The 25,978-nt window shown below is 71.1% G+C and carries 24 protein-coding genes; 14 read left to right on the top strand and 10 right to left on the bottom strand.

What is annotated here, in order from left to right:
• The first annotated feature begins 41 nt into the window (after positions 1 to 41).
• The 6 genes from Rai3103_RS08295 (at position 42) to Rai3103_RS08270 (ending at position 7,721) form a co-directional block, all read left to right on the top strand.
• Positions 42 to 1,550, top strand: a complete 1,509-nt coding sequence (locus tag Rai3103_RS08295; RefSeq protein WP_153572202.1) for a succinate CoA transferase — start codon at positions 42 to 44, stop codon at positions 1,548 to 1,550.
• A 310-nt stretch (positions 1,551 to 1,860) separates the two neighbouring features.
• Positions 1,861 to 3,357: a gluconokinase gene (locus Rai3103_RS08290; protein ID WP_153572201.1), complete on the top strand. Its 1,497-nt coding sequence runs from the start codon at positions 1,861 to 1,863 to the stop codon at positions 3,355 to 3,357.
• A 145-nt stretch (positions 3,358 to 3,502) separates the two neighbouring features.
• Positions 3,503 to 4,279 carry an enoyl-CoA hydratase/isomerase family protein gene (locus Rai3103_RS08285; RefSeq protein WP_228488795.1) on the top strand — a complete coding sequence of 259 codons (777 nt, stop codon included), beginning with the start codon at positions 3,503 to 3,505 and terminating at the stop codon, positions 4,277 to 4,279.
• A 214-nt stretch (positions 4,280 to 4,493) separates the two neighbouring features.
• Positions 4,494 to 5,612, top strand: coding sequence for an alanine dehydrogenase (gene ald, locus Rai3103_RS08280; protein WP_153572199.1), 1,119 nt, complete (start codon positions 4,494 to 4,496; stop codon positions 5,610 to 5,612).
• Between the two features lie 73 nt (positions 5,613 to 5,685).
• Complete coding sequence (locus Rai3103_RS08275) at positions 5,686 to 7,167, top strand: amino acid permease (protein ID WP_153572198.1); 1,482 nt, start codon at positions 5,686 to 5,688, stop codon at positions 7,165 to 7,167.
• Between the two features lie 38 nt (positions 7,168 to 7,205).
• Entirely contained in the window at positions 7,206 to 7,721 is a 516-nt protein-coding gene (locus tag Rai3103_RS08270; RefSeq protein ID WP_153572197.1) for an Lrp/AsnC family transcriptional regulator, read from the top strand.
• Between the two features lie 43 nt (positions 7,722 to 7,764).
• On the opposite strand, the gene Rai3103_RS08265 is transcribed toward Rai3103_RS08270, so the two are convergent.
• The 6 genes from Rai3103_RS08265 to Rai3103_RS08240 form a co-directional block, all read right to left on the bottom strand.
• Positions 7,765 to 8,589, bottom strand: a complete 825-nt coding sequence (locus Rai3103_RS08265; RefSeq protein ID WP_153572196.1) for a DODA-type extradiol aromatic ring-opening family dioxygenase — start codon at positions 8,587 to 8,589, stop codon at positions 7,765 to 7,767.
• A 148-nt stretch (positions 8,590 to 8,737) separates the two neighbouring features.
• Positions 8,738 to 10,321, bottom strand: coding sequence for a hypothetical protein (locus tag Rai3103_RS08260; protein ID WP_153572195.1), 1,584 nt, complete (start codon positions 10,319 to 10,321; stop codon positions 8,738 to 8,740).
• Between the two features lie 93 nt (positions 10,322 to 10,414).
• A complete protein-coding gene (locus Rai3103_RS08255; RefSeq protein WP_153572194.1) occupies positions 10,415 to 10,603 on the bottom strand; it encodes a hypothetical protein in 189 nt (62 codons plus the stop codon).
• Positions 10,543 to 11,565 carry a hypothetical protein gene (locus tag Rai3103_RS08250; protein WP_153572193.1) on the bottom strand — a complete coding sequence of 341 codons (1,023 nt, stop codon included), beginning with the start codon at positions 11,563 to 11,565 and terminating at the stop codon, positions 10,543 to 10,545. The genes Rai3103_RS08255 and Rai3103_RS08250 overlap by 61 nt, the downstream gene beginning before the upstream one ends.
• A complete protein-coding gene (locus tag Rai3103_RS08245) occupies positions 11,565 to 11,720 on the bottom strand; it encodes a hypothetical protein (RefSeq protein WP_153572192.1) in 156 nt (51 codons plus the stop codon). Before Rai3103_RS08245 ends, Rai3103_RS08250 begins: the two co-directional genes overlap by 1 nt.
• Complete coding sequence (locus Rai3103_RS08240; protein ID WP_153572191.1) at positions 11,717 to 13,222, bottom strand: serine/threonine-protein kinase; 1,506 nt, start codon at positions 13,220 to 13,222, stop codon at positions 11,717 to 11,719. The genes Rai3103_RS08245 and Rai3103_RS08240 overlap by 4 nt, the downstream gene beginning before the upstream one ends.
• A 224-nt stretch (positions 13,223 to 13,446) precedes the next feature.
• On the opposite strand from Rai3103_RS08240, the gene Rai3103_RS08235 reads away from it, so the two are divergent.
• From Rai3103_RS08235 to Rai3103_RS08225, 3 genes are read left to right on the top strand one after another with little or no spacing between them, the layout of a single operon-like run.
• Positions 13,447 to 14,991, top strand: a complete 1,545-nt coding sequence (locus tag Rai3103_RS08235; RefSeq protein ID WP_153572190.1) for a ferredoxin reductase family protein — start codon at positions 13,447 to 13,449, stop codon at positions 14,989 to 14,991.
• A 1-nt stretch (position 14,992) separates the two neighbouring features.
• Positions 14,993 to 15,661: an FMN-binding protein gene (locus Rai3103_RS08230; RefSeq protein ID WP_153572189.1), complete on the top strand. Its 669-nt coding sequence runs from the start codon at positions 14,993 to 14,995 to the stop codon at positions 15,659 to 15,661.
• Complete coding sequence (locus Rai3103_RS08225) at positions 15,661 to 16,542, top strand: FAD:protein FMN transferase (RefSeq protein ID WP_153572188.1); 882 nt, start codon at positions 15,661 to 15,663, stop codon at positions 16,540 to 16,542. The genes Rai3103_RS08230 and Rai3103_RS08225 overlap by 1 nt, the downstream gene beginning before the upstream one ends.
• 54 nt (positions 16,543 to 16,596) lie before the next feature.
• Here Rai3103_RS08225 and Rai3103_RS08220 read toward each other — a convergent pair whose 3' ends face one another.
• Genes Rai3103_RS08220 through modA form a run of 3 tightly spaced genes read right to left on the bottom strand, consistent with a single transcriptional unit; the run spans position 16,597 to position 19,485 of the window.
• Positions 16,597 to 17,769, bottom strand: a complete 1,173-nt coding sequence (locus Rai3103_RS08220) for a sulfate/molybdate ABC transporter ATP-binding protein (RefSeq protein ID WP_153572187.1) — start codon at positions 17,767 to 17,769, stop codon at positions 16,597 to 16,599.
• On the bottom strand, positions 17,762 to 18,604 hold the full coding sequence (locus Rai3103_RS08215; RefSeq protein WP_338420087.1) for an ABC transporter permease: 843 nt from the start codon (positions 18,602 to 18,604) through the stop codon (positions 17,762 to 17,764). Before Rai3103_RS08215 ends, Rai3103_RS08220 begins: the two co-directional genes overlap by 8 nt.
• Positions 18,605 to 18,624: 20 nt before the next feature.
• A complete protein-coding gene (modA, locus tag Rai3103_RS08210) occupies positions 18,625 to 19,485 on the bottom strand; it encodes a molybdate ABC transporter substrate-binding protein (RefSeq protein ID WP_153572186.1) in 861 nt (286 codons plus the stop codon).
• Positions 19,486 to 19,695: 210 nt separating this feature from the next.
• Between modA and Rai3103_RS08205 the strand changes: the two genes are divergently transcribed.
• The 5 genes from Rai3103_RS08205 to Rai3103_RS08185 all read left to right on the top strand — a co-directional run bounded on the left by Rai3103_RS08205 (position 19,696) and on the right by Rai3103_RS08185 (position 25,005).
• Complete coding sequence (locus Rai3103_RS08205; protein ID WP_153572185.1) at positions 19,696 to 20,673, top strand: DUF222 domain-containing protein; 978 nt, start codon at positions 19,696 to 19,698, stop codon at positions 20,671 to 20,673.
• Entirely contained in the window at positions 20,664 to 21,161 is a 498-nt protein-coding gene (locus Rai3103_RS08200) for an HNH endonuclease signature motif containing protein (protein ID WP_277873011.1), read from the top strand. Before Rai3103_RS08205 ends, Rai3103_RS08200 begins: the two co-directional genes overlap by 10 nt.
• Positions 21,162 to 21,186: 25 nt before the next feature.
• The gene (locus Rai3103_RS08195) at positions 21,187 to 22,653 is read left to right on the top strand and encodes a carboxyl transferase domain-containing protein (RefSeq protein WP_153572183.1); all 1,467 of its coding nucleotides are present in this window, start codon (positions 21,187 to 21,189) and stop codon (positions 22,651 to 22,653) included.
• 97 nt (positions 22,654 to 22,750) lie between these two features.
• Complete coding sequence (locus tag Rai3103_RS08190; protein ID WP_153572182.1) at positions 22,751 to 23,422, top strand: glycosyltransferase family protein; 672 nt, start codon at positions 22,751 to 22,753, stop codon at positions 23,420 to 23,422.
• A complete protein-coding gene (locus tag Rai3103_RS08185; protein ID WP_153572181.1) occupies positions 23,395 to 25,005 on the top strand; it encodes a glycosyltransferase family 2 protein in 1,611 nt (536 codons plus the stop codon). The genes Rai3103_RS08190 and Rai3103_RS08185 overlap by 28 nt, the downstream gene beginning before the upstream one ends.
• Before the next feature lie 4 nt (positions 25,006 to 25,009).
• Here Rai3103_RS08185 and Rai3103_RS08180 read toward each other — a convergent pair whose 3' ends face one another.
• Complete coding sequence (locus Rai3103_RS08180) at positions 25,010 to 25,912, bottom strand: AEC family transporter (RefSeq protein ID WP_228489266.1); 903 nt, start codon at positions 25,910 to 25,912, stop codon at positions 25,010 to 25,012.
• Between the last annotated feature and the right edge of the window lie 66 nt (positions 25,913 to 25,978).

Genomic DNA, 25,978 nt, shown 5'->3' with positions numbered 1-25,978 from the left:
AAGTTTGGACTGCAAAGCCGCACCCGACTTGGAGGACATTCATGGGCAATCGGATCCACAACGCCGCGTACCAGAGCAAGGTGATGAGCGCAGAGGACGCTGCCGCGCTCGTCAACGACGGAGACATGATCGGCGTCTCCGGCTTCACCGGCTCGGGGTACCCGAAGGCGGTGCCGATCGCCCTGGCCGCGCGCGCCAAGGCGCTGCACGCCGCAGGGACGCCGTTCCGCGTCAGCCTGAGCACCGGCGCCTCGACCGCGCCCGAGTTGGACGGCGAGCTGGCGGACGCCAATGCGGTCAACTTCCGGACGCCGTACCAGTCGGACCCGGAGACCCGCAAGAAGATCAACACCGGCGAGATCCAGTACGCCGACATCCACCTGTCGCACATCGCGCCGCAGTTCCGCAACGGGTTCCACGGCCGGATGAACCTGGCCATCATCGAACTCACCGCCATCAAGGCCGATGGCTCGCTGGTCCCGTCCTCCTCGATCGGCAACAACCAGGCCTGGCTCGACATCGCCGACAAGGTCATCTTCGAGGTCAACTCCTGGCAGTCCGAGGACCTCGAGGGCATGCACGACATCCTCGGCGGCATCAAGCAGGTCCCGCTGGACTTCGCCATCCCGATCTACCACTCCGGTGATCGCCCCGGCTCGAAGTACCTGACCGTCGACCCGGCCAAGGTCATCGCCGTCGTCGAGAACGACACCCCGGACCGCAACTCGCCGTTCAAGCCGCTGGACGACGTCTCCAAGTCCATCGCCGGCCACCTGCTGGACTTCCTCGACCTCGAGGAGAAGGCCGGCCGCCTGCCCAACCCGATGCCGGCGATGCAGTCCGGTGTCGGCAACGTCGCCAACGCGGTCCTCGCCGGCCTGCTGCACGGCCAGTTCGAGAACCTCACCTCCTACACCGAGGTGATCCAGGACGGCATGGTCGACCTGATCGACGCCGGCAAGCTCGAGGTCGCCTCCGCCACCGCGTTCTCCCTGTCGCCCGAGTACGCGGCGAAGATGAACGACAACGCGAAGTTCTACCGCGAGAAGATCATCCTGCGTAACCAGGAGGTCTCGAACAACCCCGAGGTCATCCGCCGACTCGGCGTCATCGCCATGAACGGCATGATCGAGGCCGACCTCTACGGCAACGTGAACTCCACCCACATCATGGGTTCGCGGATGCAGAACGGCATCGGCGGCTCGGGCGACTTCGCCCGCAACGCGGCGCTGACCGTCTTCGTCAGCCCGTCCGTCGCCAAGGGTGGTGCGATCTCGGCGATCGTCCCGATGGTGTCGCATGTCGACCACACCGAGCACGACACCGACCTCGTCATCACCGAGTACGGCGTCGCGGACCTGCGCGGCAAGTCGCCGCGCCAGCGCGTCTCCGAGATGATCAAGGTGGCCCACCCGGACTACCGCGCGATGCTGCAGGACTACTACGACGTCGCGGTCAAGGTCGCCAACGGCCAGCACACCCCGCACGACCTGTCCCAGGCGCTCTCGTGGCACCAGCGCATGCTGTCCACCGGCACCATGAAGGCCTGAGAGCCTGAGCAGGCCTGAGGCCTGATCGCAGGACCTGAGGGCCGTACGGTCTCCTGCACAGGGGCGGGATCCGGGAAACCGGGTCCCGCCCCTGTGGCGTGTCATCCCGGCGGGGCATGCGGATCTTCCGCGACCGACGAACTAGGCTGTCAGCGCACGGGCTGGGGGACGGGCGCACTGGGACGCGCCCGGAGAGGCCCGCAAGCGCACCAGACACGACGACCACGTGCGGCGCGACGTCCGCGCGGCACGACACCATGACCGCAGGGCCTGCGACCGATCGCGGGTCTCACGATCCCCCGGAGGCAGGATGGCCAGGAGCAGCTTCCAGACCGAACTCGCCAAGGCCGTCGACCCGCTGGTCCTGGCGGTGGACATCGGCTCCACGGCGAGCCGCGGGTCCCTCTACGACGCCCACGGGCGCCCGGCCGGTCAACGGGTCAAGGTGCCGCACTCGTTCACGTCGCAGGCGGACGGCACGTCGACGATCGACCCCGACCAGGTCCTCGCCGAAGTCATCGAGATCATCGACGCTCTCGCCACCAAGGACCTCAAGGGGCGCATCAAGGGTGTCGCCCTCGACTCCTTCGCCTCCTCGCTGATCGGCATCGACCGTCAGGGCCTCGCCCTGACCCCCTGCTACACGTACGCCGACGCCCGCTCCGGCAGCCAGGTCGACGAGCTGCGGCACATCGTCGACGAGGACGTCATCCACGAACGGACCGGTGTGCGGCTGCACGCCTCCTACCTGCCCGCCCGGCTGCGCTGGCTCTCGGCGAGCGACCCGCGGACCTTCGACACGGTGGACCGCTGGGTGACGCTCGGTGAGTACCTGCACCTGCACCTTCTCGGCCGGACCGCCGTCGCCACCTCGACCGCCTCGTGGAGTGGCCTGCTCGATCGCCGGACCGGACAGTGGGATGCGGAGATGCTCTCGCTGTGCGGCATCAGCGCCTCCCACCTGTCCGCCGTGCGGGATCCGGACCAGCCGCTCGAGGCCGCCGACAACCGCCTCGACGCCCGGTGGCCCGCGCTCAAGGGAGCCCTGTGGTTCCCCGCGATCGCCGACGGCCTTGGCGCCAGTGTCGGGGCCGGAGCGACCGACAACCGTACGATCGGCGCCTCGGCGGCCACGTCGGGAGCGCTGCGGGTGATGGTCTCCGGGCCGGTCGAGCAGGTGCCGACCGGACTGTGGTGCTACCGGGTCGATCGGCGCCGGTCACTGCTCGGCGGTGCCGTCAACGACGTCGGCCGGGCGATCAGCTGGGCCACCAACACCCTCGCCCTGCCCCCCGAACCGCTGCTCAGCCGGGCGCTGCTGGCCGAACCGTCGGAGGAGACGCCGCTGGTGCTGCCGTTCTTCACCGGCGAGCGGTCGACGGGATGGGCCTCCCACGCGACCGCCCTGATGGCCGGCGTCCACGCCACGACCGACCCGGTGCAGCTCTATCGAGGGGTGGTCGAGGGGATCGGCCTCACCTATCGGCGGATCGCCGTCCAGCTCGTCACCCACGCCCCGGGCGCGGTCAGGGTCCTCGCCCAGGGCCGCGTCACCCAGGACCGCCACGAGCTGCTGCAGATTCTCGCGGACGTGATGGGCCGCCCGGTGGCCCCGGTGACGATCAAGCGGGCGACATTGCACGGGTCCGCGCTGCTGGCGCTGGAGATGCTGGCGCCCGGCCTGGAACGTACGCCCCCTGACATGGGCCCGATCGCCGAGCCGCACCCGCGGCGGACGGCGTACTACTCGGAGCGGATGGCGCGGTTCTCCGAGGTCTACGACAAGGTGATCGCCGAGCGCTGGTAGGCGTTCGGGCGACGGCCGGACGTTCCCGCGGGAACGTGGACTCGGCGTTCCCGCGGGAACGTCGACGCGTACGGTCGTGCCGTCCCACGGCGCGGCGGCCGCGAACCGGCCACCACCGCCGCCGAGCCGGAGCAGAATGCGCCCCGTGAGCGAGACCGGCGAACTGACCCTGGACATCCGCGGCGCGACCGCCCTGATCACCATCGACCATCCGCGCAAGCGCAATGCGATGACGACGCCGATGTGGTCCGCCTGGCCCGCCCTGATGGAGCAGGTGGTTGCCGACCCCGACATCCGCGTCGTGGTGCTCACCGGCGCGGCCGGCCACTTCTGTGCCGGGGCCGACATCAGCGAGCTCGACACGATCCTCGACAACGATCGACCCACCCTCGCCCATGAGGCCATCGCCCGGTGCCCGAAGCCGACGATCGCGGCGATCAACGGCTCGTGCGTCGGGGGTGGGGTGCTGATGGCGGGCGCCTGCGACATGCGCATCGCCGGCCTCTCCTCCCGCTTCGGCGTACCGCCGGCGAACCTGGGGCTGGTGTATCCGCCGATCCCGCTGGAACGGCTGGTCCGGTTGATCGGGCCGGCCGCCACCAAGTACCTGGTCTTCACCGCCGAGCTGATCGGTGGCGAACGCGCCCGTCACATCGGCTTCGTCGACGAACTCCTCCCCGACGACGTCGTCCTGCACCGCGCCCTCGCCCTCGCGGACGACATCGCCAAGCGTTCCCAGCTCTCGATCCAGGCGACGAAGGACCTGGTGGACCGGATGGTCGACCGTACGCTCACCGACGAGCGGGTCGATGCGTGGATGGCGCAGGTGGCCGGGAGCCCGGACATGGCCGAGGGCGTCGCGGCGTTCCTCGAACGCCGCCGATCGCACTTCACCTGGAACGGGGCCGGCCTGGCGGGGTGAGCTGACCCCGGCGACCGCGCCGACCCCGCCGACCGAGGATTCTTCGGATCGAACCCCCGGACCGGGGGCCCTCCGTACGCCCACCAGAGCCTCCGATCGAAGCTTCTGCGGTATCGGGCCGGAGGCCTGCCCCGCTGTTCCTCGCCGTTCGAGACTCACCTTCATCGGTGCCACGGAGGGTCCGCGACACCACAGAATCGGAGGTCTTCCCACCATGAGGATTTCAGTTCCCGCCGAGGTGAAGAACAACGAGTACCGCGTCGCGATCACGCCGGCCGGCGTCCATGAGTTCGTCCGCCGCGGTCACGAGGTGTTCGTGCAGGCCGGTGCGGGCACCGGCTCGTCCTTCAGCGACGCGGACTACGCAGCCCAGGGCGCCAGCATCATCGACGGAGCCGAGGCCACCTGGGCCGCCGGCGAGATGGTCATGAAGGTCAAGGAGCCCACCCCCCAGGAGTACGGCCTGCTGCGCGAGGACATGGTGCTCTTCACCTACTTGCACCTGGCCGCCGACCGGCCCCAGACCGAGGCGCTGCTGGCCGCCGGCACGACCGCGATCGCCTACGAGACCGTGCAGCTCTCCAGCGGAATGCTCCCCCTGCTCTACCCCATGTCGGAGGTGGCAGGATGCCTCGCCCCGCAGGTCGGCGCCCACGCGCTGATGAAGCCGTACGGCGGCCGCGGTGTCCTGATGGGTGACGTCGGCGGCGTACAGAACGCCAAGGTCGTCGTGCTGGGTGGCGGCGTCGCCGGCCAGAACGCGGCGAACGTGGCTCTCGGCATGGGCGCCAACGTCACCGTCCTGGACACCGACCTCGACAAGCTGCGGATGACGTTCTGGCGCTACGGCAACCGGGTCCAGGGGATCACCTCGACTGCCCTCGCCGTCCGCGAACAGGTGTTGGCGGCCGACATGGTGATCGGCACCGTGCTCATCCCCGGAGCGAAGACGCCCAAGTTGGTGACGAACGAGATGGTCTCCCGGATGAAGCCGGGCTCGGTGCTCGTCGACGTGGCCATCGACCAGGGCGGCTGCTTCGAGGACTCGCGTCCGACCACCCATGACGACCCGACGTACCAGGTGCACGGCTCCACGTTCTACTGCGTGGCGAACATGCCCGGCGCGGTCCCGAACACCTCCACCTGGGCGCTGGCCAACGCGACACTGCCGTACGCGATCCAGCTCGCCGACAAGGGGTGGCGCCAGGCCTGCCTCGACGACCACGCCCTCGCCAAGGGCTTGAACACCTCGGCCGGACTGCTCACCTGCCGCCCGGTGGCCGAGGCGTTCGACGTAGAATCCGTCGCCGTCCAGTACGTCCTCACCGCCTGAACGGGCACCCGGGGGTGGGCACGGGCTGCCCACCCCCGCCCTGGCCTTCTCTCGGAGACAAAGGAGTCCCGACATGACCACCACCACGACCACGGTGTCCGCCCACGCTCCCACGAGTACCTCACCGATCCACGACGAGCCGCAACTTGTCCGCGGCCTCAGCAACCGGCACCTACAACTCATCGCCATCGGCGGCGCCATCGGGACCGGGCTCTTCCTCGGCTCCGGACGCACCATCCACCTCGCCGGGCCCTCGATCCTCCTCGTCTATGCCGTCATCGGCTTCTTCCTCTTCTTCGTGATGCGCGCCATGGGCGAGCTGCTGCTGTCCAACCTGGCCTACAAGTCCTTCGCCGACTTCGCCACCGACCTGATCGGGCCATGGGCGGGCTTCTACATGGGCTGGACGTACTGGATGTGCTGGGTGGTCATCGGCATCGCCGACACCACCGCCATCACCGGCTACCTCGGTCTGTGGTTCCCCGACCTGCCGAAGTGGATCCCCGCCCTCGGGGTCGTCCTGCTCCTGACCGGCCTGAACATGGTCGCGGTCAAGGTCTTCGGTGAGCTGGAGTTCTGGTTCGCCATGATCAAGATCGTCACGATCGTCGCGCTGGTCGTCATCGGCGGCTACCTGGCCCTGAGCGCGTTCCACCCGCCGGTCGCCGTCGCACCCGCGGCGTCCTTCACCCACCTGTGGGACCGTGGGGGCTTCTTCCCGACCGGCCCGATGGGCTTCCTGGCCGGGTTCCAGATCGCGATCTTCTCGTTCCAGGGCATCGAGATGGCCGGCACCGCCGCCGCCGAGACCGCCGACCCGAAGCGGAACCTGCCCAAGGCGATCAACGCGATCCCCGCCCGCGTCCTGATCTTCTACGTCCTCGCGCTCGCGGTGATCATGGCGGTGCAGCCCTGGGACCTGATCAACCCCGACACCAGCCCCTTCGTCGAGATGTTCGGCTTCATCGGCATCCTCGTCGCGGTCCACGTGATCAACTTCGTGGTGCTCACCTCGGCGGCGTCCTCCGCCAACTCCGGAGTCTTCTCGACCTCCCGGATCATGTACGGCCTGGCGCGGGAGAAGAACGCCGCGCAGCGCTTCTCGTTCCTGTCGTCGCGGCACATCCCGCGCAACGCCCTCATCCTCACCGCGTTGTGCATCTCCCCCGCGATCGTGCTGGTGATGGTCAGCGACAAGGTGATGGACGCGTTCAGCCTGGTCGCCGGAGTCTCCTCGGTGCTCTACATCTCGGTGTGGGGGCTGATCCTGGTCAGCTACCTCGTCTACCTGAGGAAGTTCCCCGACCGCCACGCTGAGTCGACCTTCAGGATGCCCGCGGGACGGCTCATGTCGTGGGTGTCGTTGGTCTTCTTCGCCCTCATCTTCGTCGTCCTGGGCATGTCCGAGAGCTCCCGCATCGCCCTGCTGGCGGCCCCGATCTGGCTCGTGTTCCTCGCCGTCGCCTATCGCCTGCTGCGCGGCACGAGGATGACGGCCGCCGCCCTCGACTTCGACGCCGAGCGGGTCAGGGCGGCTGAGGAACTGTCCAAGTGACCCTCCCGATCGGGAAGGGCTGCGCGTAGAGTTCCTCCGTGGCAAAAGCGCCGAACCCCCGCCCCGCTCCCCCGCCCGGCAAGGGGCGCCGACCTCGGGCACTCGACGCCATCGACCATCAGATCCTCCGGCTGCTGATGCGCAACGGCCGGATGAGCAATGCAGCTGTCGCGGCCGCCACGGCGACCGCGGAGTCCACCAGCCACGCACGGATCCAGGCCCTCGTCGACTCGGGGGTGATCAGGGGATTCCACGCGGAGGTGGACGCCGCGGCCATCGGGCGGCCGCTGCTGGCGCTCATCTCGGTCCGGATCCATCCCGGCATGCGCGATGGGCTCGAGCAGCAGGCCCAGCGCCTGCTGAAGTCGCCGTGCGTGGTCCACGTCTTCTTCACCTCAGGCCAGTCCGATCTGGTCATCTGGGTGGCGGTACCCGACTCCCAAGCCCTGCGGGACTTCGTGCTGACCGACCTCAACGGTCACAAGGAGATCGCCGGCACGGAGACGAACGTGGTGCTGCAGCACTGGCGTGGCGAGGTGGACACCGTGTCCTGAGTCGGGCCGGGCCTGAATCGGGCCGGGCCTGAGCCTGGCCGCCTCAGCCGCGCGGCACCGGCAATGGCCCGAAGCGGAAGCTCGACGAGTCGATGGCGCCCATGAAGTCCGGCTCGTGATAGGTCCGTACGCCGGGTTCGTCCTCCGCCGCGCCGACCGCGACCATCAGCGGGATGAGGTGGTCCTCCGCCGGGTGGCTCGCCCGGGCTCCGGGCGCCGTGTCCCAGTGCATCAGGCGTTCCGTACGCTCCGCCACCGGACCCTCGACCAGCGTCTCGTTCAGCCAGTCACCGAAGGCCTTCGAGGCCGTGGCGGCCCCCGGACCGAAGTTGGCGAGGTTGTGGTAGCTGAAGCCGCTGCCCACGATCAGCACGCCCTCGTCCCGCAGCGGCGCCAGGGCCCGGCCGGCGGCGAGGTGAGCGGCCGGGTCGTACCCTCGGCGCAGCGACAACTGCAGGATCGGCACATCGGCCTGCGGATAGAGGACGTACAACGGCGCGAACACCCCGTGGTCGTAGCCGCGCCGCGCGTCGTAGTGGGTGGTGATGCCGGCGTCCTCGAGCAACTGCCCGACCCGGGCGGCGACGTCCGGCGCGCCGGGAGCCGGGTACTGCAGCCGGTAGGTGAACTCCGGGAAGCCGCCGTAGTCATAGATCATCGGCGGGTGCGGGCTGGTCTGGACGGTGAACTGCGGCTCCTCCCAGTGCCCGGAGATGACCAGGACGGCGCGCGGGGTGAGGCCGAGTTCGGCGGGGATCGCCTGCAAGGACGCTTCGAGCTTGTCCATCCCCGGCATCAGATCCTTGAGCCACGGCCAGGGGCCACCGCCATGGGAAACGAAATAGGTGGGCAGACGCGTCTCGCTCATTGCTGGCTCCTGGGGTCCCGGCTCCGATCCAGCTCCAGCGTACGAGCGAGTAATTCAACGGTCAACGACCGTGCCGAGCGTTCCCGAGACGTTCCCGGACGTTCCCGAGACGTTCCCGCGGGAACGCTGGTTCGGACCAGGAGGAGCTCTAGAACCCGCCGATCCCGCGCACCCGCAGTTCCTCGGCGACGACCGCGGGGATCCCTGCCTGGGCGGCCAATCGGGGCCAGTCCCGGCGGAGCACCTGTCGGACGCCGCGACCGTCGAGGCGGGCGAGCACCGCCAAGGGCGCTCCGGAGGGGGCGGAGGGACAGGCGAGGAGCAGGTCAGCCCATTCCTCGGCGCCCAGCCCGCGCCACCCGGCCAGACGCGCGCGCACATCGGCCGGATCAACCGCCGGTTGGGCGCGCGCCGCGGCGAGCACGGCCTCCAACCCCGCGACGTAGGCGGGGCGGTCTTCGGCGAGCCGGGCGAGATCGGCGGGTGCGTCGCTCCACCCCAGCAACCAGGACAGCACCGCGGCGTGGACGACCGGGCCCCACTCCTCGGTCAGGACCCGCCATTCGTACGCCTCCAGGGGGCTGCCCATCCCGGCGAGGGCCGACGCGAGCTTGCGATCGGCGACGACGGGCCGGTACTCGGCGGTGTCGCGGCTCAGGGGACGGGCGACGAGCCGAACGAGGTTGCGCGCGTCCATCGTGGTGCAGATCACCCGCTGGGCCTTGGCCTGGGTCTCGGGGTCCCCTTCCACCGGCCCGAACCAGGCGAACATCTGGTCGGTGAGCGCGGGAACGGCGTTCCACAGGTTCCGGTAGGGAAGCCGGCGGCGCGCCCGGACCACCTCGGCCAACCGCGTCATCGCCTGGGGGGAAGCCAGCAGCCGGGCGAACACCGCTGGTCCGACCTCCTCACCGAGCAGGTCGAGGGCGCGATCGTCGAGGGGGAGCCTCGGGTCGATGACCAACCCTTCGAGCCGCGCGACGAACTCCTCAAGGCCGTGGGAGTCGGCAAAGAGTTCGGGATGCTCCAGATAGGTCCGCAGCAGCGCCCAGGACCGGTCATCGACGGGTAAGGGCCCGGCATCGAGGTCGACTGTCCGCGGGCCGGCAGGGACGTCGACCGTACGGCGCCCCTCACCCAGGGGCGCACCGAAGGTCTCGAGCTCCTCGGCGCCGAGCATCGAGAAGGGCTCCACCACGAGACCCACGCCCGGCCCGCCGGCCTCCTGCGGATCATCGGGCTGGGCCACGAAGGTCGACCACCACAGATCTGCCGTGACCCGCCGCGGCAGCGCGTGCGCCAGCGCCGACAGGGTCTCCACCCCCTCGCCGCGCTCCGCGGTGTGCAGCAGCAGCGGCGTACGGTCGGCGAGGTGGCCCAGCAGCAGGGCGAGCAGGGCGTCGGGCACCTCCTCGGGCGCCGGTCGGGATCGGCGAGCGGGTAGGGCGAGCACTTCGAGCGCGCCGGCCCCCGGCTGTTCCTCCCGGGCCAGCAGCACGCCGTCGCGGACGAGACCGAGCATGTCCGATGCCCCCTGACGACCGGTGGGGTCGAGCAGGCAGTGGACGCTGAACGTGCCCGGGCGCCCCACCCGCCCGAGGTAGACCTTGGAGACGAGCAGCGTGCCGTACTCGGTGGGCCGGGCCTCCAGGCCGCAGGGGGTTCGGCACCGCGCATCACCTCCGCGTCGGAACCGCGCGGCAGGAACGTCCGCGCCGCCGCCGGGAGCCACGGCTGCCCGTCCAGCGAGGGCCAGCCGGTGGAGTAGCCCAGGACGCCCAGACCGTTACTGGTGGGGCCCCAGCCGATCACCGCCTGCTCGATCTCAGCCATGGGCGCGCTCCTGCGCAAAGAGGGGCGCCGCGCCGGCGAGCAGCCCCATGTCGTGCAGCAGGCCGAGCAGCGGCTCGTGCACCCGGACCGGTTCGATGGCGTCGAACATGCCGAGGTTGTTCACCGGGCAGCCGGTCGCCGACACCGCGTGGTAGCGGATGAGCAGGGAGAAGCGCTCCACCTCGGCGAGGATCGCCTGGCCGTGGTGGGCGAGCAACTCGTACGGCCACCGGGACTGCCTGCGCAGATAGGCGTCCTCGTGCCCGTAGAAGCGCCCGTCGAGCGGGATGGCCTGGCCCGGGTGCGCCTGACGGGCCTCCAACGGGGCGAGTTCGTCGCACTTGGCGACCACCACGCCGGTCGGGATGGGGTCGCGCCGCTGGTCCGCCACCGCGCGAGCCGACTGGAGCGACGCGACAACCGTGCCCGCGCCGGGCGCGGTGGCCCCTTCGATCCCGGGGGCAGCGCGAACCCGGCGTCCGCCCCGTCCGGACCGAACGCAAGGTTGATCGGGGAGCAGAAGACCAGGGCGCCGGACATCACCGACAGGTAAGGGTTGAGCTCGGCGCTGGAGCGGGCGTCCCGGTAGCCCTCCCCCGCCGCGTCGAAGAACAGCAGGTTGACGTCGTCCTCGGCCGCCCAGTCCCGGTGCATCCGTACGACGAGCGGGGCCGTCCGCTCCAGCCGCGTCTGCTCGGGCGGGCGGCGCATCGCCAGCGGGGTGACGTAGTCGCGCTGGTAGATCGCCTTGGACCGCTCCTCGACCGTGAACGTGAGGCCCATCGGGGCGAGGTCGGTCATGCCGACGATCCGCTGCAGCAGGACCGCGAGGTAGGTGGACTTCGACACCGAGGAGGGGCCGACGAGCCCGATCGGCAGGGTCTCGCGCCGGAGGAACTCCGCCGGCATCACATGGCCCTGAGGGCACCGGTGGTGCACGCCGAGGCGGAGCATCTCGAGGTGTTCGGCCCGCTCCCGGTCCCGGTCGGTACCAGTCGTCCCGAGCAGGGTCCGCACCCCGTGCCCGAGCGTACGCAGGGCGTCGCGTCGCGGCGGGGACCAGGGCTCACTCTGGGCGGTGTAGGTGGTGAACTCGCTCGCCCGGTAGTGCACCGCGCACTGGGGACACAGATAGCGCGCCATCAGCGGACCACCACGAGGACGAGCACCAGCACCGCGACGGCCAGTCCGGCCAGGCGCAGGATCCGGGTCCGGCGCCGGTACCGCATCGACGCCTCGTGCCGGGCGAGCCGGGCCAGCCGGCGCCGCTCGGCCTCGTCGAAGGAGGACACGCTCATGGGACCAGCACCCTTCCGAGGGCCAACAGGACGACCCCGACAAGGACGCCCACCCCGATGCCGGCCAGCACCGTGGCGGCGAGATAGCCGGCCCACAGACCCGGACCGAACGTCTCCGCACCGAGGTAGCCCTCGACGGTGAAGACCTGCCGCCACCAGGCGGCGAGCTGGGCCGGCACGGAGTCGGGATCGGCGGTGTCGGTCGGCAGCCCGGCGCGCGGCCGCTCCACCGGGGGCGGCGGTTCCTCCTCGCCCAGCGGGACGGGGACCGCCCGGGTCGGGGCGACCCGCGTGGCGGGGTCGCCGGGGGCGTACGGGGTGCCGGGGGCAGACGTTGCGGCCGGCCCGCCCGGGACGTACGTTGCGGCCGGCCCGCCCGGGACGTACGTTGCGGCCGGCCCGCCCGGCCCCTCGCCCGAGAGGCCGTAATTGCGCAAGGCGGTCGCGTCGGGGTCGTCCACGTCGCGACGCGGCAGCTCGAAGGTGGTCGTCGGCGCCTGCACCGGGCCGGCGGGACGCGCCGCGCTGCCTGCCGTCAGCCGGCTGTAGAGCGCCCGGGCGCTGGGGCGTTCGTCGGACCGTACGGTCAGCGCCAGGCGGACGCACTCGCGGACCACCGGGTCGACGATGCACGCCAGCACGGCCTCGTCGGCGGGACGGCCGGTGCCGTACGCCTCCTCGTACTCCCGCAGGTCCTCGAGGTCCCCGACGAACGGGTGACGGTTGGGCGCGTACATGTCGAGGACGGTCAGGCCCCAGGAGAACACGTCGGAGGCCTGGTCGATCCGCGGTGAGAGGAAGTGTTCGGGGCTGGCGAACTGGAACGTCGCGTGCCGCCAGGCCGGGCCGTCGTCACCGGTCGCGCCACCGGACTCGTAGTCAATCAGTTCCACGCCGGTGATCTCGCGGCCGGCGACCTGGACGATGACGTTCGCCGGCTTGATGTCGCCGTGGAAGAGCGGGTGGCCGTTGTAGGTGCGGGTGTGGAGTTCGGCGATCCTCGCCAGCAGCAGCCGGGCCAGGACGCCACGGTTGCCCTCCAGCCCGCCCTGGGTCCGCGTCTGGGACAGGGTCAGGCCGTGGATGTAGCGGCGGACCACCCAGGCGTACCCGCCGCCGACTCCGGTGGCCGGCACGTCGTCCGGCAGCAGCCCGTTGCGGCGCGCCGCCTCCTCCTCATTCGCCAGCAGCCGAGACGCCTGCGGGCCAACCAGCGGGGTGCCCGCGTCGGGGCGGCCGTGGGGTGTGGTGGCGATCCGGATGACCTTGATGACGTACGCCTCGGGGCTCTGGCCGGGCCGCAACTGGCCCCAGTAGCCGAGGAACGGGGTGAGCTTCTTGTCGTCGATGGGCGTGGAGGCCGGCCGCAGCCGCCGGGTCAGGTCGATCACCGGCTGCCGACCCGCGGCATCGACGAGGGCGCCGGGATCGTCCGAGCGGGGCTCGAAGAGGACGCCGGTGGCCTCGACGGTCGTCGTCTGGCCCTGCTGCCTCGGCTGCACGGCGGCGCCTCCCCTCGGTTCCTCGGCTCGCGAACCCGCACACGCGGTGGGCCCAGTGTAGGTTCGCGGGTGCCTCTCGGCCCTGCTGAGCGGCGGCGGACGACGCCGACAGGGGTCGGTTCAGGGATCCCCCGGGCACCTGTCGGGGAGGCGCCGGGAGGGTTCACAAGAACCCCAGGGGGCCGACACAGATTGGGCACAGCGTTCGGCTGTGCTGTGGAGTCATGCAGGAGCCCACGTACCGTACGACCACGATGACCGCCCCCGGCACCACCGGCCGCGGCGCCCGTGCCGCCACCGCGACAGTCACGGGCGACCGCAGCCAGGACGGACTCCCCCGCCGCGCGGCGGGTCACTCGGACCGCGGCCGCCCCGACCTCCCGGTCGCCCCGTCCCGCACCCATGTCTCCCGACGTACGCCGCTACGGGACCAGGCCGCCCAGGACAACACCAACGCCCGCAGGGCCACCGGGTTCCTGGTGGCGGTCGGCGCCATCGGCGGTGTGGTGCTGGGCCTGACCATCCAGGCGGTGCTGCCGCTCACCGGGACGCTGTCGAACCTCCTCTACGTCATCTCCGTGCTGGCCGCCTCGATCGGCACGTACGGGGTCCTGCTCCTGCTCCTGCTGATCGCCCGGTTGCCCGTGCTGGAGCGGGCCATCGGCCAGGACCACCTGGCCACCTGGCACAAGTGGATCGCGCCGTGGGCGATGTGGCTGGTCTTCGTGCACATCATCCTGGTGACGCTGAGCTACGGCATGGACGCCAAGCACAACTGGTTCGTCGAGCTGTGGAGCCTGACCACCACCACGCCGTGGATCCTGCCCGCGCTGGCCGGCACCGCCGCGATCATCGCCGCGGGCTACACCTCCTGGAAGCGGGTCCGCCGCACCATCAAGCACGAGACCTGGTGGACCATCCACCTCTACACCTACCTCGGCATCGCGCTGGCCTTCGCCCACCAGATCACCGCCGGTGGCCCGTTCCTGTCCGGCTGGTCCCGGGCGCTGTGGGTCGGCCTCTACGTGGCGGTCTTCGCGGCGATCATCGGCTACCGCGTCGCGGTGCCGATCTACCGCTCGCTGCGGCACGGCCTGCGGGTCGCCGCCGTCACCCAGGAGGCTCCCGGCGTCACCAGCGTCTGGGTCCGCGGTCGTGACCTGCCGCTGCTGGGCGCCCAGGAGGGCCAGTTCTTCAACTGGCGGTTCCTGCACCCCGGGCTGGGCTACGAGGGGCACCCGTACTCGATCTCTGCCATCCGCGGCGACATGATGCGCCTCACCGTCAAGGCGCTGGGCGACTCCTCCGCCGCGATGGCGAGCCTGCCGGCCGGCACCCGGGTGATGGTGGAGGGCCCCTACGGCGCCGTCACCCCCGGTCGTGTGGCGCCCGACCCGGAGGACCGCACGCGTCGTACGGTCCTGATCGCCGGCGGTGTCGGTGTCGGCCCGGTGGCCGCCCTGGCCGATCGGGTGGCCGGTGAGGCGCCGCTCGAGATCATCTACCGGGCCGCGTCGATGGACCAGATGCCACACCGCGACGAACTGTGGGAGCTGCAGGCCCGCCCGCGTGTCCGGGTGCACCTGATGCCCGGCCATCGCCGCGACTACCCGCTCAGTCCCGAGCACCTGCGGGCCACCGTCGGACGCCTCGACGATGCCCAGGTCTACGTCTGTGGCCCCGCCTCGCTGAACCGCCAGGTCGTCCGCTCGGCCCGGGCCCTCGGTGCCCGCACCGAGAACATCCACCACGAGATCTTCGATCTGTGAGATGACGATGAAGACCGCGCTCACCACCGTCCTCGTCACCGGAGCCACCGTCGCCGGAGTGGCCGGCGTGCTCGTCCTCAACCCCACCCGCTCCGCGCTGACCACAGCCGGCAACGGCAACACCAACGGTGCCACCCAGTTGCCGGGCACCGGATCCGCCCCGTCGGGTGGCCAAGCGCTCCGGCGAGGCTTCGGGGACGACGAGGACAGCGAGGGCGCGGAACGGTTCGCTTCTCGCGATGACTCCGACGACCAGCCGCAGGGCTCCACCCGCTCCGGGTCGACCGGGTCGACCGGGTCGGGGTCTACCGGCTCCGGGTCGACCAGCTCGGCCGGCTCCGGGTCTACCGGCTCGACCGGCTCCAGCTCCGGCGCTCCCACCACCGCCGCCAGCGGCACCAGCTACTCGGGGTCGGCCTACCAGTCGCCGTACGGCCCCATGCAGGTCTCCATCACCGTCTCGGGCACCAAGATCACCGGGATCCAGTGGACCCAGGTCCCGCTGAGCGACGGCCACTCGTACCGGATCAACAGCTACGCCGCTCCCCTGCTCGTCGAACAGGCGATGGCGGCACAGTCGGCCACGATCGACGGCGTCTCCGGCGCCACCTACACCACCCAAGGCTTCCGTACATCCCTCCAGTCCGCGATCAAGAAGGCAGGTCTGTGATGTCTCCCAGCTCCGAGATCTCTCCCGGCCCCGACAGCTCCGAATCCCGCCCCACGGTGACCCATCACCGCCCCGACGCCCGCCGCTACACCCACCTGCAGGAGATGTGGGGAACCGTCGTCGTCATCGACCTCGTCGAGGGCACCCGCACCTGGCCGTCCGACGACGACCTGGACACGGCGATCCACGAGGCGGTCGACCTGATGCACTGGGTCGACGAGGTGTTCTCCACCTACCGCGAGACGTCGCTCGTCAGCGCCCTGCGCTCGGGGCGCCTGGCCGAGGCGGATCTCAGCGCCGCTGATCCCGACCACGCCGCACTGATGGAGGTCATCGCCGCCTGCCGCTGGGGCCGCGAGGTCACCGGCGGGGCGTTCGACCCGTGGGCGGTGCCTGGCGGGTTCGACCCGTCCGGCTACGTCAAAGGCTGGGCGGCCGAGCTCGTCGCCGACCTGCTCGTCGACCGCGGCTTCGACAACGTCTGCGTCAACGCCGGCGGTGACATCGTCACCCGCGGCCGTCCGGCCCCCGACCAGCCCTGGCGGATCGGCATCCGCCACCCGGACGACGCCGAGGCGGTCGTCCGGGTCGAGGAACTGGAAGACGCAGCCATCGCCACCTCCGGGGCGTACGAACGCGGCGACCACATCGTCGACCCGCATGACCACGGCCCCGCCCACGGCGCGCGCTCCGCGACGGTCGTCGCCCTCAACGCCGGGCTCGCCGAGATCCTGTCCACCGCTCTCATCGTCGCCGGGCGTGACGGCGCGATCTGGGCGGCCTCTGAGCGCGGCTGCCGGGCGTACGTCGTCGATCCGGCCCCCGCCGACACGGCCTGGTCGACCTCCTGGGTCGGCGACCGGCTGCCCAAGGCCGGCTGAGCGCGCCGGTCCCCGACTCATCCCCCGCTCATCCACCGGTCCCCCATCCACCGGTCAGTGCCCGCGGTACACCCGTACCTGCTGGGCCTTGACCACGAACCACAGACGTCGCCCCGGCGCGACCGCCAGTTCGGCGGCCGCCGCAGGGGTGATGTCCGCGGCCAGGCGTACGCCCTGTCCCCCTTCCGGGGCGTCCACCGGGCCGCGGATCCCCCCGTCGTGAGGCTCCGGAGAAGTCACACGCTCGGTCAGCGCACGGGCCACCACCCGCAGCTGCCCCCCTCGAGGTTCCATCCCTTCCACCTCGACCGGCCAGCAGTTACGGGGGCTCCCGTGCGGGACCTCACGATGGAGGCTCACCGCCGCCGGATCGACCAGGGCCAAGGCACGCACCCCCGGTCCGGCGGCGGTGTCGTCCTCCCACAGGCCCGCCACCGGCCCCAGCGAGGTCCGGACCAGCACGGCGTCACCCGAGCGGACCGTCCCCTCGACCGGCAGCCCCGGCGGCAGTTCCCCTGCCAGCGTCCCCTCCAGCAGCACCCGACCGGCGAGGTCGGCGGCGAACCGGCTGTGCGGGCTCTCGACCAGGGCGCGGACGCTGCGGTCCTCCACCACCCGGCCGGCGTCGAGCACCACCGCGCGGCCGGCGAGCGTCACCACATCGACCAGGTCGTGGGTGACGACCAGCGCCGTACGCCCCTCCAACACCTCCCGCAGCAGGCCGCGCAGCTGCGGGGCGACGGCCACGTCGAGGGCGGCGAAGGGTTCGTCCAGCAGCAACACCTCAGGGTCGGCCGCGAGCGCCCGGGCGATGGCGACCCGCTGGGCCTGGCCGCCGGAGAGCTGCCCCGGGCGCCGATCCGCCAGCTCCGCCGCCCCCACGGCCTCGAGCCGTTCCCGGGCCAGCCTCCTCGCCTCCGTGCGGGTGGCGCCCGCCGCACGGGGGGCGAAGGCGACGTTCTCCAACACGCTCAGATGCGGGAAGAGCAGCGGCTGTTGGGCGAGCAGCGCGACCCGGCGGCGGTGCGGCGGCAGGCGGGTGACATCGCGCCCACCGACCATCACCCGGCCGGCGGTCGGTGTCAGCGTTCCGGCGAGGAGGCCGAGCAGGGTGGACTTCCCGGCGCCGTTCGGTCCCAGCACGGCGACGACCTGGCCGTCGGGCACGTCGAGGGCCACGTCCAGCTGCCGGGCAGCCAGACGCAGGTCGAGACGGACGTCAGCCACGCTCACCCCCCAGCGCGCGCGACCCGACTGTCAGCACCACCAGCGCGCCGACGGCGACGAGCACCAGGGACAGCGCCACGGCGGCGGCCGGGTCGACCTCACGCTGCAGGTAGACCTCCAGCGGCAGAGTGCGGGTGGTGCCCTGCAGCGACCCGGCGAACGTCAGCGTCGCGCCGAACTCCCCCAGCGCCCGGGCGAAGGCCAGCACCAGGCCCGACACCAGGCCGGGGGCGACCAGCGGCAGGGTGATCCGGCGCAGCACCAGACTCGGACCCGCCCCCAGGGTTGCCGCCACCCGTTCGTACGCCTCGGTGCCGGAACGCAGGGCCCCTTCCAGCGAGATGACCAGGAACGGCATGGCCACGAACGTCTGGGCGAGCACCACGGCGGTGGTGGTGAACGCGATGTGGACCCCGGCGATCTCCAACCACCGACCGAGCAGCCCGGTGCGTCCGTACGTCAGCAACAGGGCGAGACCGCCGACGACGGGCGGTAGCACCAAGGGAAGCATCACCAGGGAGCGGATCAGCCGGTGACCGGGCAGATCGGCCCGGGCCAGGACGACGGCGAGCGGCACTCCGAACACGAGGCTGAGGACGGTCGCCGCGGCGGCGCTGCGCAGCGACAGACCCAGCGCGATGAGGGCCGACGGTGAGGTGATCAGGATCCCGAAGTGACGCCAGTCGGTGCCGAGCGCCATGGCCGCCACGGGCAGCGCCAGGAACAGCAGTCCGGCGGTCGCGGGGATCCACAACCAGCCGGGCAGCGCGAACCGATGGCGCTGCCCGTTCCGGGCCGCGGGGTCCGTCCGAGCCTGCCTCCGAGCCTGCCTCACGGCCTTGCGTGTGCCCGGCGTCACGGCCTGCCGAACCCGGCCCTGGCGAGGATCGCCTGGCCGTCCGGGCCTGTCACGTACGCCACGTAGTCCTGCGCCGCCGCGGCAGCTGAACCCTTCGCGCCCGACGTCGTGACGCCGAGCGGGTAGCGGTTCGGCGTCTGGTCGATGCCCAGCGGGATACCCGTCCCCTTCCCGGCAGCCTCGGCCTTGGCCACGTCGGTGGTGTAGACGACCGCGGCGTCGGCCTGGCCCGAGGTGACCTTGCCGGCGGTGTCGGTGACGTTGGCCTCCTCACTGACCGGGCTGACGCTGATGCCGGCGGCCTTGAGGGTGCGGTCGGTGGCGGCCCCACAGGGGACCTGCGGGGCGCAGGTGACCAGCTTCAGTGCAGGGTGGCTCAGGTCGCGGGCGCCGACGATGCCCAGCGGGTTGCCCTTCGCGACGAGGATCGCCAGCTGGTTGGTGGCGAAGAGCGTGGACTGCGGCACCAGGCCCTGGTCCTTGGCCTGCTGCATCGTCCGTTCGTCGGCGGTGGCGAGGACATCGGCGGGCGCCCCGGCGGCCAGTTGGCTGACCAGGTCGGACGAGCCCCCGTAGCTGTAGCGCACCGTCACGCCGGGATGCGCCGCGCTGAAGGCGGTGGCGATCTGGTCGAACGGTCCGGCCAGGGACGCCGCCGCGAAGACGGTGAGCGTCGTCGCAGAGGTTGATGACTGCCCGGCCCCTGACGCCGCCTGCCCGGCGCTCGGGGCCGGCGATCCGCAGGCGGAGAGCCCGACGATGGCCATGATGGCGGTCACGAGGAGGCGCGCGGTGGCGGAGACGCGCCAGTGGCGGCTGGGCCCGACCGCGGGCCGGTCGGCGCGTGGAACGGTCATGGCCCTCACCCTAATGGCGGGCACCGAGGGCTGAGGCGGACGGTCTCCGCAGTGGCCTGTTGAGGGCCTTCCGTACGCCCTTCGCCTCCCGTCCGGTTTTGGCGATCGCCAGCACCACGCCGACGACGACTTCAGGGGACATCACGATGTCAGACCCGGCGCTCACCCTTTGAGGGTCGGGTATCGCACGTTTGTCCCATAGGGGGAGTCATGTGGGAATGGTCGGAGGCATTGGATGCCGATCGGATGCCGCGCGCCGCAGCCGAGGGCATCGGCGTCGGCATCCAGTCGGCGGCGACGGCACAGGCACAGTGCGACGCGCGCCTGCTGGAGTTGATCGGGGAGTTCGATGCCGGTGCGGGATGGGGTTGGTTCGAGGGGATCACGTCGTGCGCGCACTGGCTCGCCTGGGCCTGCTCGATGAGTGCCGGGACGGCCCGGGAGCATCTCCGCGTTGCCCGCGCCCTGCGCTCGATGCCGGTGGTGGCAGCCCGGTTCGCCGACGGCGTCTTCACCTACTCGAAGGTGCGAGAGCTGACGCGTCTAGCCGGCCGCGTCGACGAGGAACAGCTCTGCGAGCTGGCGTCGCTGCAGACGGCGTCACAGCTCGCCCGCACCGTACGCTCCTACCGCGCCCAGGATGGGAGTCACCTGGCCCAACTGGCCCGTCGTCGACTCTCGTGGCGGGAGACCGACGACGGCATGGTGCGACTGAGCGTCACCCTCCTACCTGAGGAGGCAGCCATGGTCCGGGGAGCTGTGGAGGCCGCGTCCGACCGCCAACTCGATGAGCCGGACGAGTCCGAGCAGTCCGACGACGGGTCCCACCACTTCGCGGATCCGGTCCTGGCGCTCTGCGACGTTGCCCGCGGCTACCTCGACACCGTGCCGAGGACGTCCACCGACGATCCTCACCTCGTCGTCGTCCACGTCAGTGCCGAACTGCTGACAGTTCCCCACGAGGTTGCTGCCGACGAGACGGGCAGGGGGACCGCCACAACGACGGGCTCCGGAATCGGCGTCGAGGATGTCACAGAGATCTCCGATGACGTTCCCGCGGGAACGTCCCCGGCCCCGGTCGCCCAGCCCGCCGCGGCCGCCGCGGACAGGCCTGGATCGAACGCGGCGGACCGATCGAGGCGGCCAGCGCCACCCGACTCGCCTGTGACGCCGACATCGTGGGGATGATCATCGACCACGAGGGCGACGTTCTCGCCATGGGTCGCACCCGCCGATTCGCCACGCCGTCCCAGCGCCGGGCATTGCGGGTGCGGGACGGGTCGTGCCAGTTCCCGGGCTGCACCCAGCACCGCCGGCTCAAGGCGCACCACATCCGGTTCTGGGCCGATGGCGGCGCCACAGACCTCGACAATCTCCTGCTGCTCTGCCAAGCGCATCACACGTACGTCCATGAGGGAGGCGTACGGCTCACCGGACGGCCCGGGGCGTGGCTCTTCACCTTGCCGGACGGGCGGGCGATCGGCGCCATCGGTCCCGACCCCGCCCTGGCCGACCAACCACTCGGCCCGGCCGCCAGCGACGCCATCGTCTCCGAGGCGGTCCAGTCCGCCGCCGCCGAACCGGACCGGATCTTCCCCGACGGAGCAGGTGAGGGCTTCAGCCTCCGCGAGTGCGTCGAGAGACTGTTCGCGATCGAACTGCCGGCGGCCGCCTGAGCCGGCCTCTGCCACACTGTCCGCCATGGCGAAACGATGGCGTGCGCAGGAACTTGTCGACCTTGTGGTCGATCCGGGTTCCCAGGAGTCCTGGGACGAGCCGATCGACCTGTCCGGATATCCACCGGACTACCGCGACCAAGTCCTCGTCGCCCGTGAGAAGTCCGGCATGGACGAGGCCGTCATCACCGGCCGCGCGACCATCGAGGGCCGCCCGATGGCCTACATCATCGGCGACTTCCGGTTCCTCGGCGGTTCGATCGGTCGGGACACGGCGATCCGCATCGAGGCCGCCGTAAGAAGGGCGACGGCCGAGAAGCTGCCCCTGATCGCGTCCACCTCCTCGGGTGGGACGCGGATGCAGGAGGGCACCCCGGCGTTCGTACGGATGGTGTCGATCTCCCGCGCCATCATCGCCCACAAGGACGCCGGCCTGCCCTACATCGTCCACCAGCGCCACCCGACGACCGGCGGCGTTTTCGCCTCGTGGGGCTCGCTGGGGCATATCACCGTCGCCGAGCCCGAGGCGATGCTCGGCTTCCTCGGCCCCCGGGTCTACGAGGTGCTCAACGACCGGCCGTTCCCCGAGGGCGTCCAGGTCGCCGAGAACCTGGTCGACCACGGCATCATCGACGCCATCGTCGCGCCGGAGGAACTGCGGGCCATCGCGGCGACGGCGCTGCGGGTGCTCACCCCCATCGATCTCGGCGCTCCCCGCGAGAAGGGCCAGCCGTGCCCCCTCCCGCCGCGCGAGGGGTCGGTCTGGGAGTCCATCGAGGTGACTCGGCGCAGCGACCGCCCCGGCATCCGCGAGGTGCTCCGGTACGCCGCCAGCGACGTCCTCACCCTCTCCGGCACGGGTGCCGAGCACGGACCGGGCATGCTGCTCGCGCTCGCCCGCCTCGACGGCCTGCCGTGCGTGATCGTCGGCCAGGATCGCCACATCCAGATGACGGGTGGGCCGCTGGGACCGGCCGGCCTGCGTGCCGCCCAGCGAGGCATCCGCCTCGCCGAGATGCTCGGCCTGCCGCTCGTCACCATCGTCGACACGCCCGGGGCCGACCTCTCGCCGGAGGCCGAGGAGGGCGCTCTGGCCGGGGAGATCTCCCGTACGCTCGCCTGGCTCGCCCGCACCACCGTGCCGTCGGTGTCGATGATCCTCGGCCAGGGCACTGGTGGCGGCGCCCTCGCGATGATGCCGGCCGACCGGATGATCGCGATGGAACGCGCCTGGCTCTCGCCCCTCCCGCCGGAGGGGGCCAGTGCGATCGTCTACAAGGACGGTTCACACGCCCGCGAACTGTCGGAGCTCCAACGCGTCGGCGCCCAGGAGATGCTCGAGGACGGGATCATCCATCGCATCGTCGCGGAGCCTGTGGACCCGGCGGCCGAGCCGCGGGAGTTCGCGCGGCGCGCGGTGGACGCGATCACCGAGGAATTGCGAGAAGTGGCGGCGGCGAAGGACCACTGGCGCGCCGGTTTGCGCCCATAGGTTGCTCACAGATCCATAGACTGTGCTCCGGCTGCTGGCGCGGCGGCCGGAGCACTGTCGCGCGCCGCTGGGACTGTCTTGCCCGATTGGAGTGCGCGTGTCCGAGGTCTCCGAGGCCCTGGGGCCGGTCACCATGCGGCCCCGGCCGAATCCGGCGTGGGCCCATGCCTGCGCCGAGGTCTACCCGTCCCTCACCCATGCCGTCCCGTCGCGCGCGGAGGAGCGCTGGGCCCGGGTGGCCCCGGCACTCACCGTCGCACTGTGGCTGGTGTTCGTCGCCGACACGGTGCTCCGCGTCCCGCGGCGCCACCTCACTGCGGTGGGTCTCGTCACCGTTGTCCTCATCGTGCTCGCCGCGACCGCACTGTGCTTCTCCTCGGTGATGTACCAGATCGGGCGGGCCGCCGCCCTCGACCGGTTGCGGACCCACCGGCGCACTGACCGTGAGGAGCTCGACCGCCACTTCCGGTTCTCTCCGGACACGATGACGGTGCTCGTGCCCTCGTACGCCGAGGAACCCCGCGTGGTTCGCGCGACGCTCTGGTCGGCGGCGCTGCAGGAGTTCCCGCGACTGCGCCTGGTGCTCCTGGTCGATGACCCGCCGTTCCCCACCGACCCGGCGACGCTCGCGAAACTCGACGAGACGCGCCGCCTGCCTGCGGAGATCGCTCAGCAGTTGGAGGCGCCGCGGCGGTTCTGCACGGAGGCCCTGGAGACGTTCCGGGCCGCCCCGGCCCCGGGGTGGCCACCCACGAGGTCCGGGCACTGATCGAGACGTACGAACGTGCGACGCTGTGGCTCAGGGACCTGGCCGCCGATGAGGAGCTCATCGACCATTCGGACGCCTTCCTCGTCGACCAGGTGTTCCTGGCGCTGGCCGAGGACCTCGTCACCGAGGCGGTGGCGCTGGACGAGGCGCTGGAGCGCGACGAACGCCCCACCGCCGTGGAGATGCTGGACCGTCATCGCCGCCTCGTCCGGATCTTCACGGCCGAGACCGGGCTGTTCGAGCGCAAGCGGTACGCCTCGTTGTCGCACGCCGCGAACAAGGCGATGAACCTCAACTCCTACCTCGCCCTGATGGGTCAGGCGTGGCGCATCTTCCGCACCAGGGCGGGTGCGGTCCTGGTGCCGGCACCCGACCTGGCCTCGGCCGACCTTGTCGTTCCCGACGCCGACTACGTCCTCACCCTCGATGCCGACTCACTGCTGATCCGCGACTATTGCGTACGCCTCGTCCACGAGATCGAGCGGCCGGGGAATGAGGACGTGGCGGTGATCCAGACGCCCTACTGCTCGATCCCCGGCGCCCCGACGATGGTCGAACAGGTCGCCGGGGCGACCACGGACCTGCAGCACCTCCACCACGTGGGCAAGACCTCCTTCGACGCGACGTTCTGGGTCGGGGCCAACGCGATCATCCGCCGCCCCGCACTGGACGACATCGTCACTGAGCACGCCGAGCGCGGTTTCCGGATCCGCAGCTACATCCAGGACCGTACGGTGATCGAGGACACCGAGTCGAGCATGGACCTCGCGGCGCGGGGGTGGCGCCTGGTCAACTACCCGGAGCGCCTCAGCTACAGCGCCACACCACCCGACTTCGGCTCACTCGTGGTGCAGCGACGCCGATGGGCGAACGGCGGGCTGATCATCCTGCCGCGGATCCGCGACGTGGTGCAGGGACGCCGGGCCCGAGGGGAGCGGGTCCGTCCGATCGAGGTGGCGTTGCGGGTGGATTATCTGGGATCGATCGCTTGGACCTGTCTGGCCGCCCTGTTGCTGCTCCTGATGCCGGCTGTCGGCGCGTTGGTGAGTCCGATGCTGTTCCTCACTGCTGTGCCGTTCATGCTGGTCCAGGCTTCTGACCTGCGCCGGGTCGGCCACACGTGGGGCGATGTGATCTGGGTGCAGGCCCTCAACCTCGTCCTGCTGCCGGTGAACCTCGTCGGCGTCCTGAAGTCGGTGCAGCAGGCCGCCACGGGACGCAAGATCCCGTTCGCCCGCACCCCGAAGATCGCCGATCGGGTCGCCGCTCCCCCCGCGTTCATCCTCACGCCGTACGCCCTGACCCTCGCCCTCGGCCTGCTGGCGTGGCGCGCGGACCTGCTCGGGTATCAGCTGGGGATGATGTTCGCGCTGTTGAGCGGGGCACTCATGCTTCTGGGGACGGTCGTCTTCGTCGGTGTCCAGGGCGCCGCGACAGACCTCATGGCATACGGTCGAGCCGGTCGGGCTGGCTCCCGGCCATCCCGCCGGAGGAATCGGCCGCACCCCCAGCCCGGCGAACCGGAGGACGCCACAACACTGCCGCCCGACCCGACAACGGAGGCGGCCGGCGCGACGCTCTGACGGCCTACACCAGGGACGCCGGCAGCACCGAGATCACGACCGTCAGCGACCCCACACTGAGCAGCGTGCTCAGCGCGACCGCACTCGCGGCGGTCTCGGGATCGGAGCCGTACTCCCGGGCCAGCATGAACGCGTTCACGGCGGTCGGCATCGCGCAGGCGAGGACCAGACTGCTCGTCGCCATCGCATCCATCCGCAACAGCGCCGCGACCGCCACGGCAAGCAGGGGGAAGGCGACGACGCGCAGGCCGACCGCGGTGAGCACCGGGCGGGTCAGCTGCAGCCGCTGGGACTGGGTGAGCTGGACGCCGAGGGCGAGCAGGACCATCGGCACCGCCGCGCCGGCGAGGAGCTCGATGCCGCGTGAGATGCCGATCGGCAGCTGCCAGTTCAGCAGCCGCAGCAGTCCGGCCAGCGCCATCCCCCACGTGACGGGAAGCTTGGCGAAGTTCTTCAGGCCGGAGAGGATGCCGCCGCCGGAGCCCATCAGGATCGGCCCCACCGTGAACATCACCACCAGCGACACGACGAACAGGATCATCGCCTGGTCCATGCCGACCTGACCAAGGGCGAGCAGGGCGATCGGCAGGCCGAAGTTGCCGTTGTTCCCGAGCACCACCGCGCCGACGACACCCGCCTTCGTCCCGCGCGGCGCCCGCAGCGTCACCAGCCAGGCGATCAGTGCGCCGAGGGCCGACACGAGCAGCAGCGCGCCGCCCAGGGTCAGTCCCTCCGTCAGTGACACCTTGGTCTTCATCAGCGAGTCGAACGCCAGCGGCGCCGTCAGCCCGTAGAGGTTGATCTTGCCGATCGTGTCCGGGTCGAGGACGAACTTGCGCGCCAGCACCATCCCGAGCCCCGCCACCAACGCCACCGGCAGGACGACCTGGAGCAGAGCGGCGAGCACGGGACCTCCCGGTGGGGCGTGGTGGAGAGTGGAACACCCATCCTGCACCAGCGGCACGCCCCACCC

This window comes from Raineyella fluvialis, from assembly GCF_009646095.1.
Classification (GTDB): Bacteria; Actinomycetota; Actinomycetes; order Propionibacteriales; family Propionibacteriaceae; genus Raineyella; species Raineyella fluvialis.
Note: the sequence above shows the minus strand (reverse complement) of the source record. Positions and strands in the feature narration are given on the sequence as shown.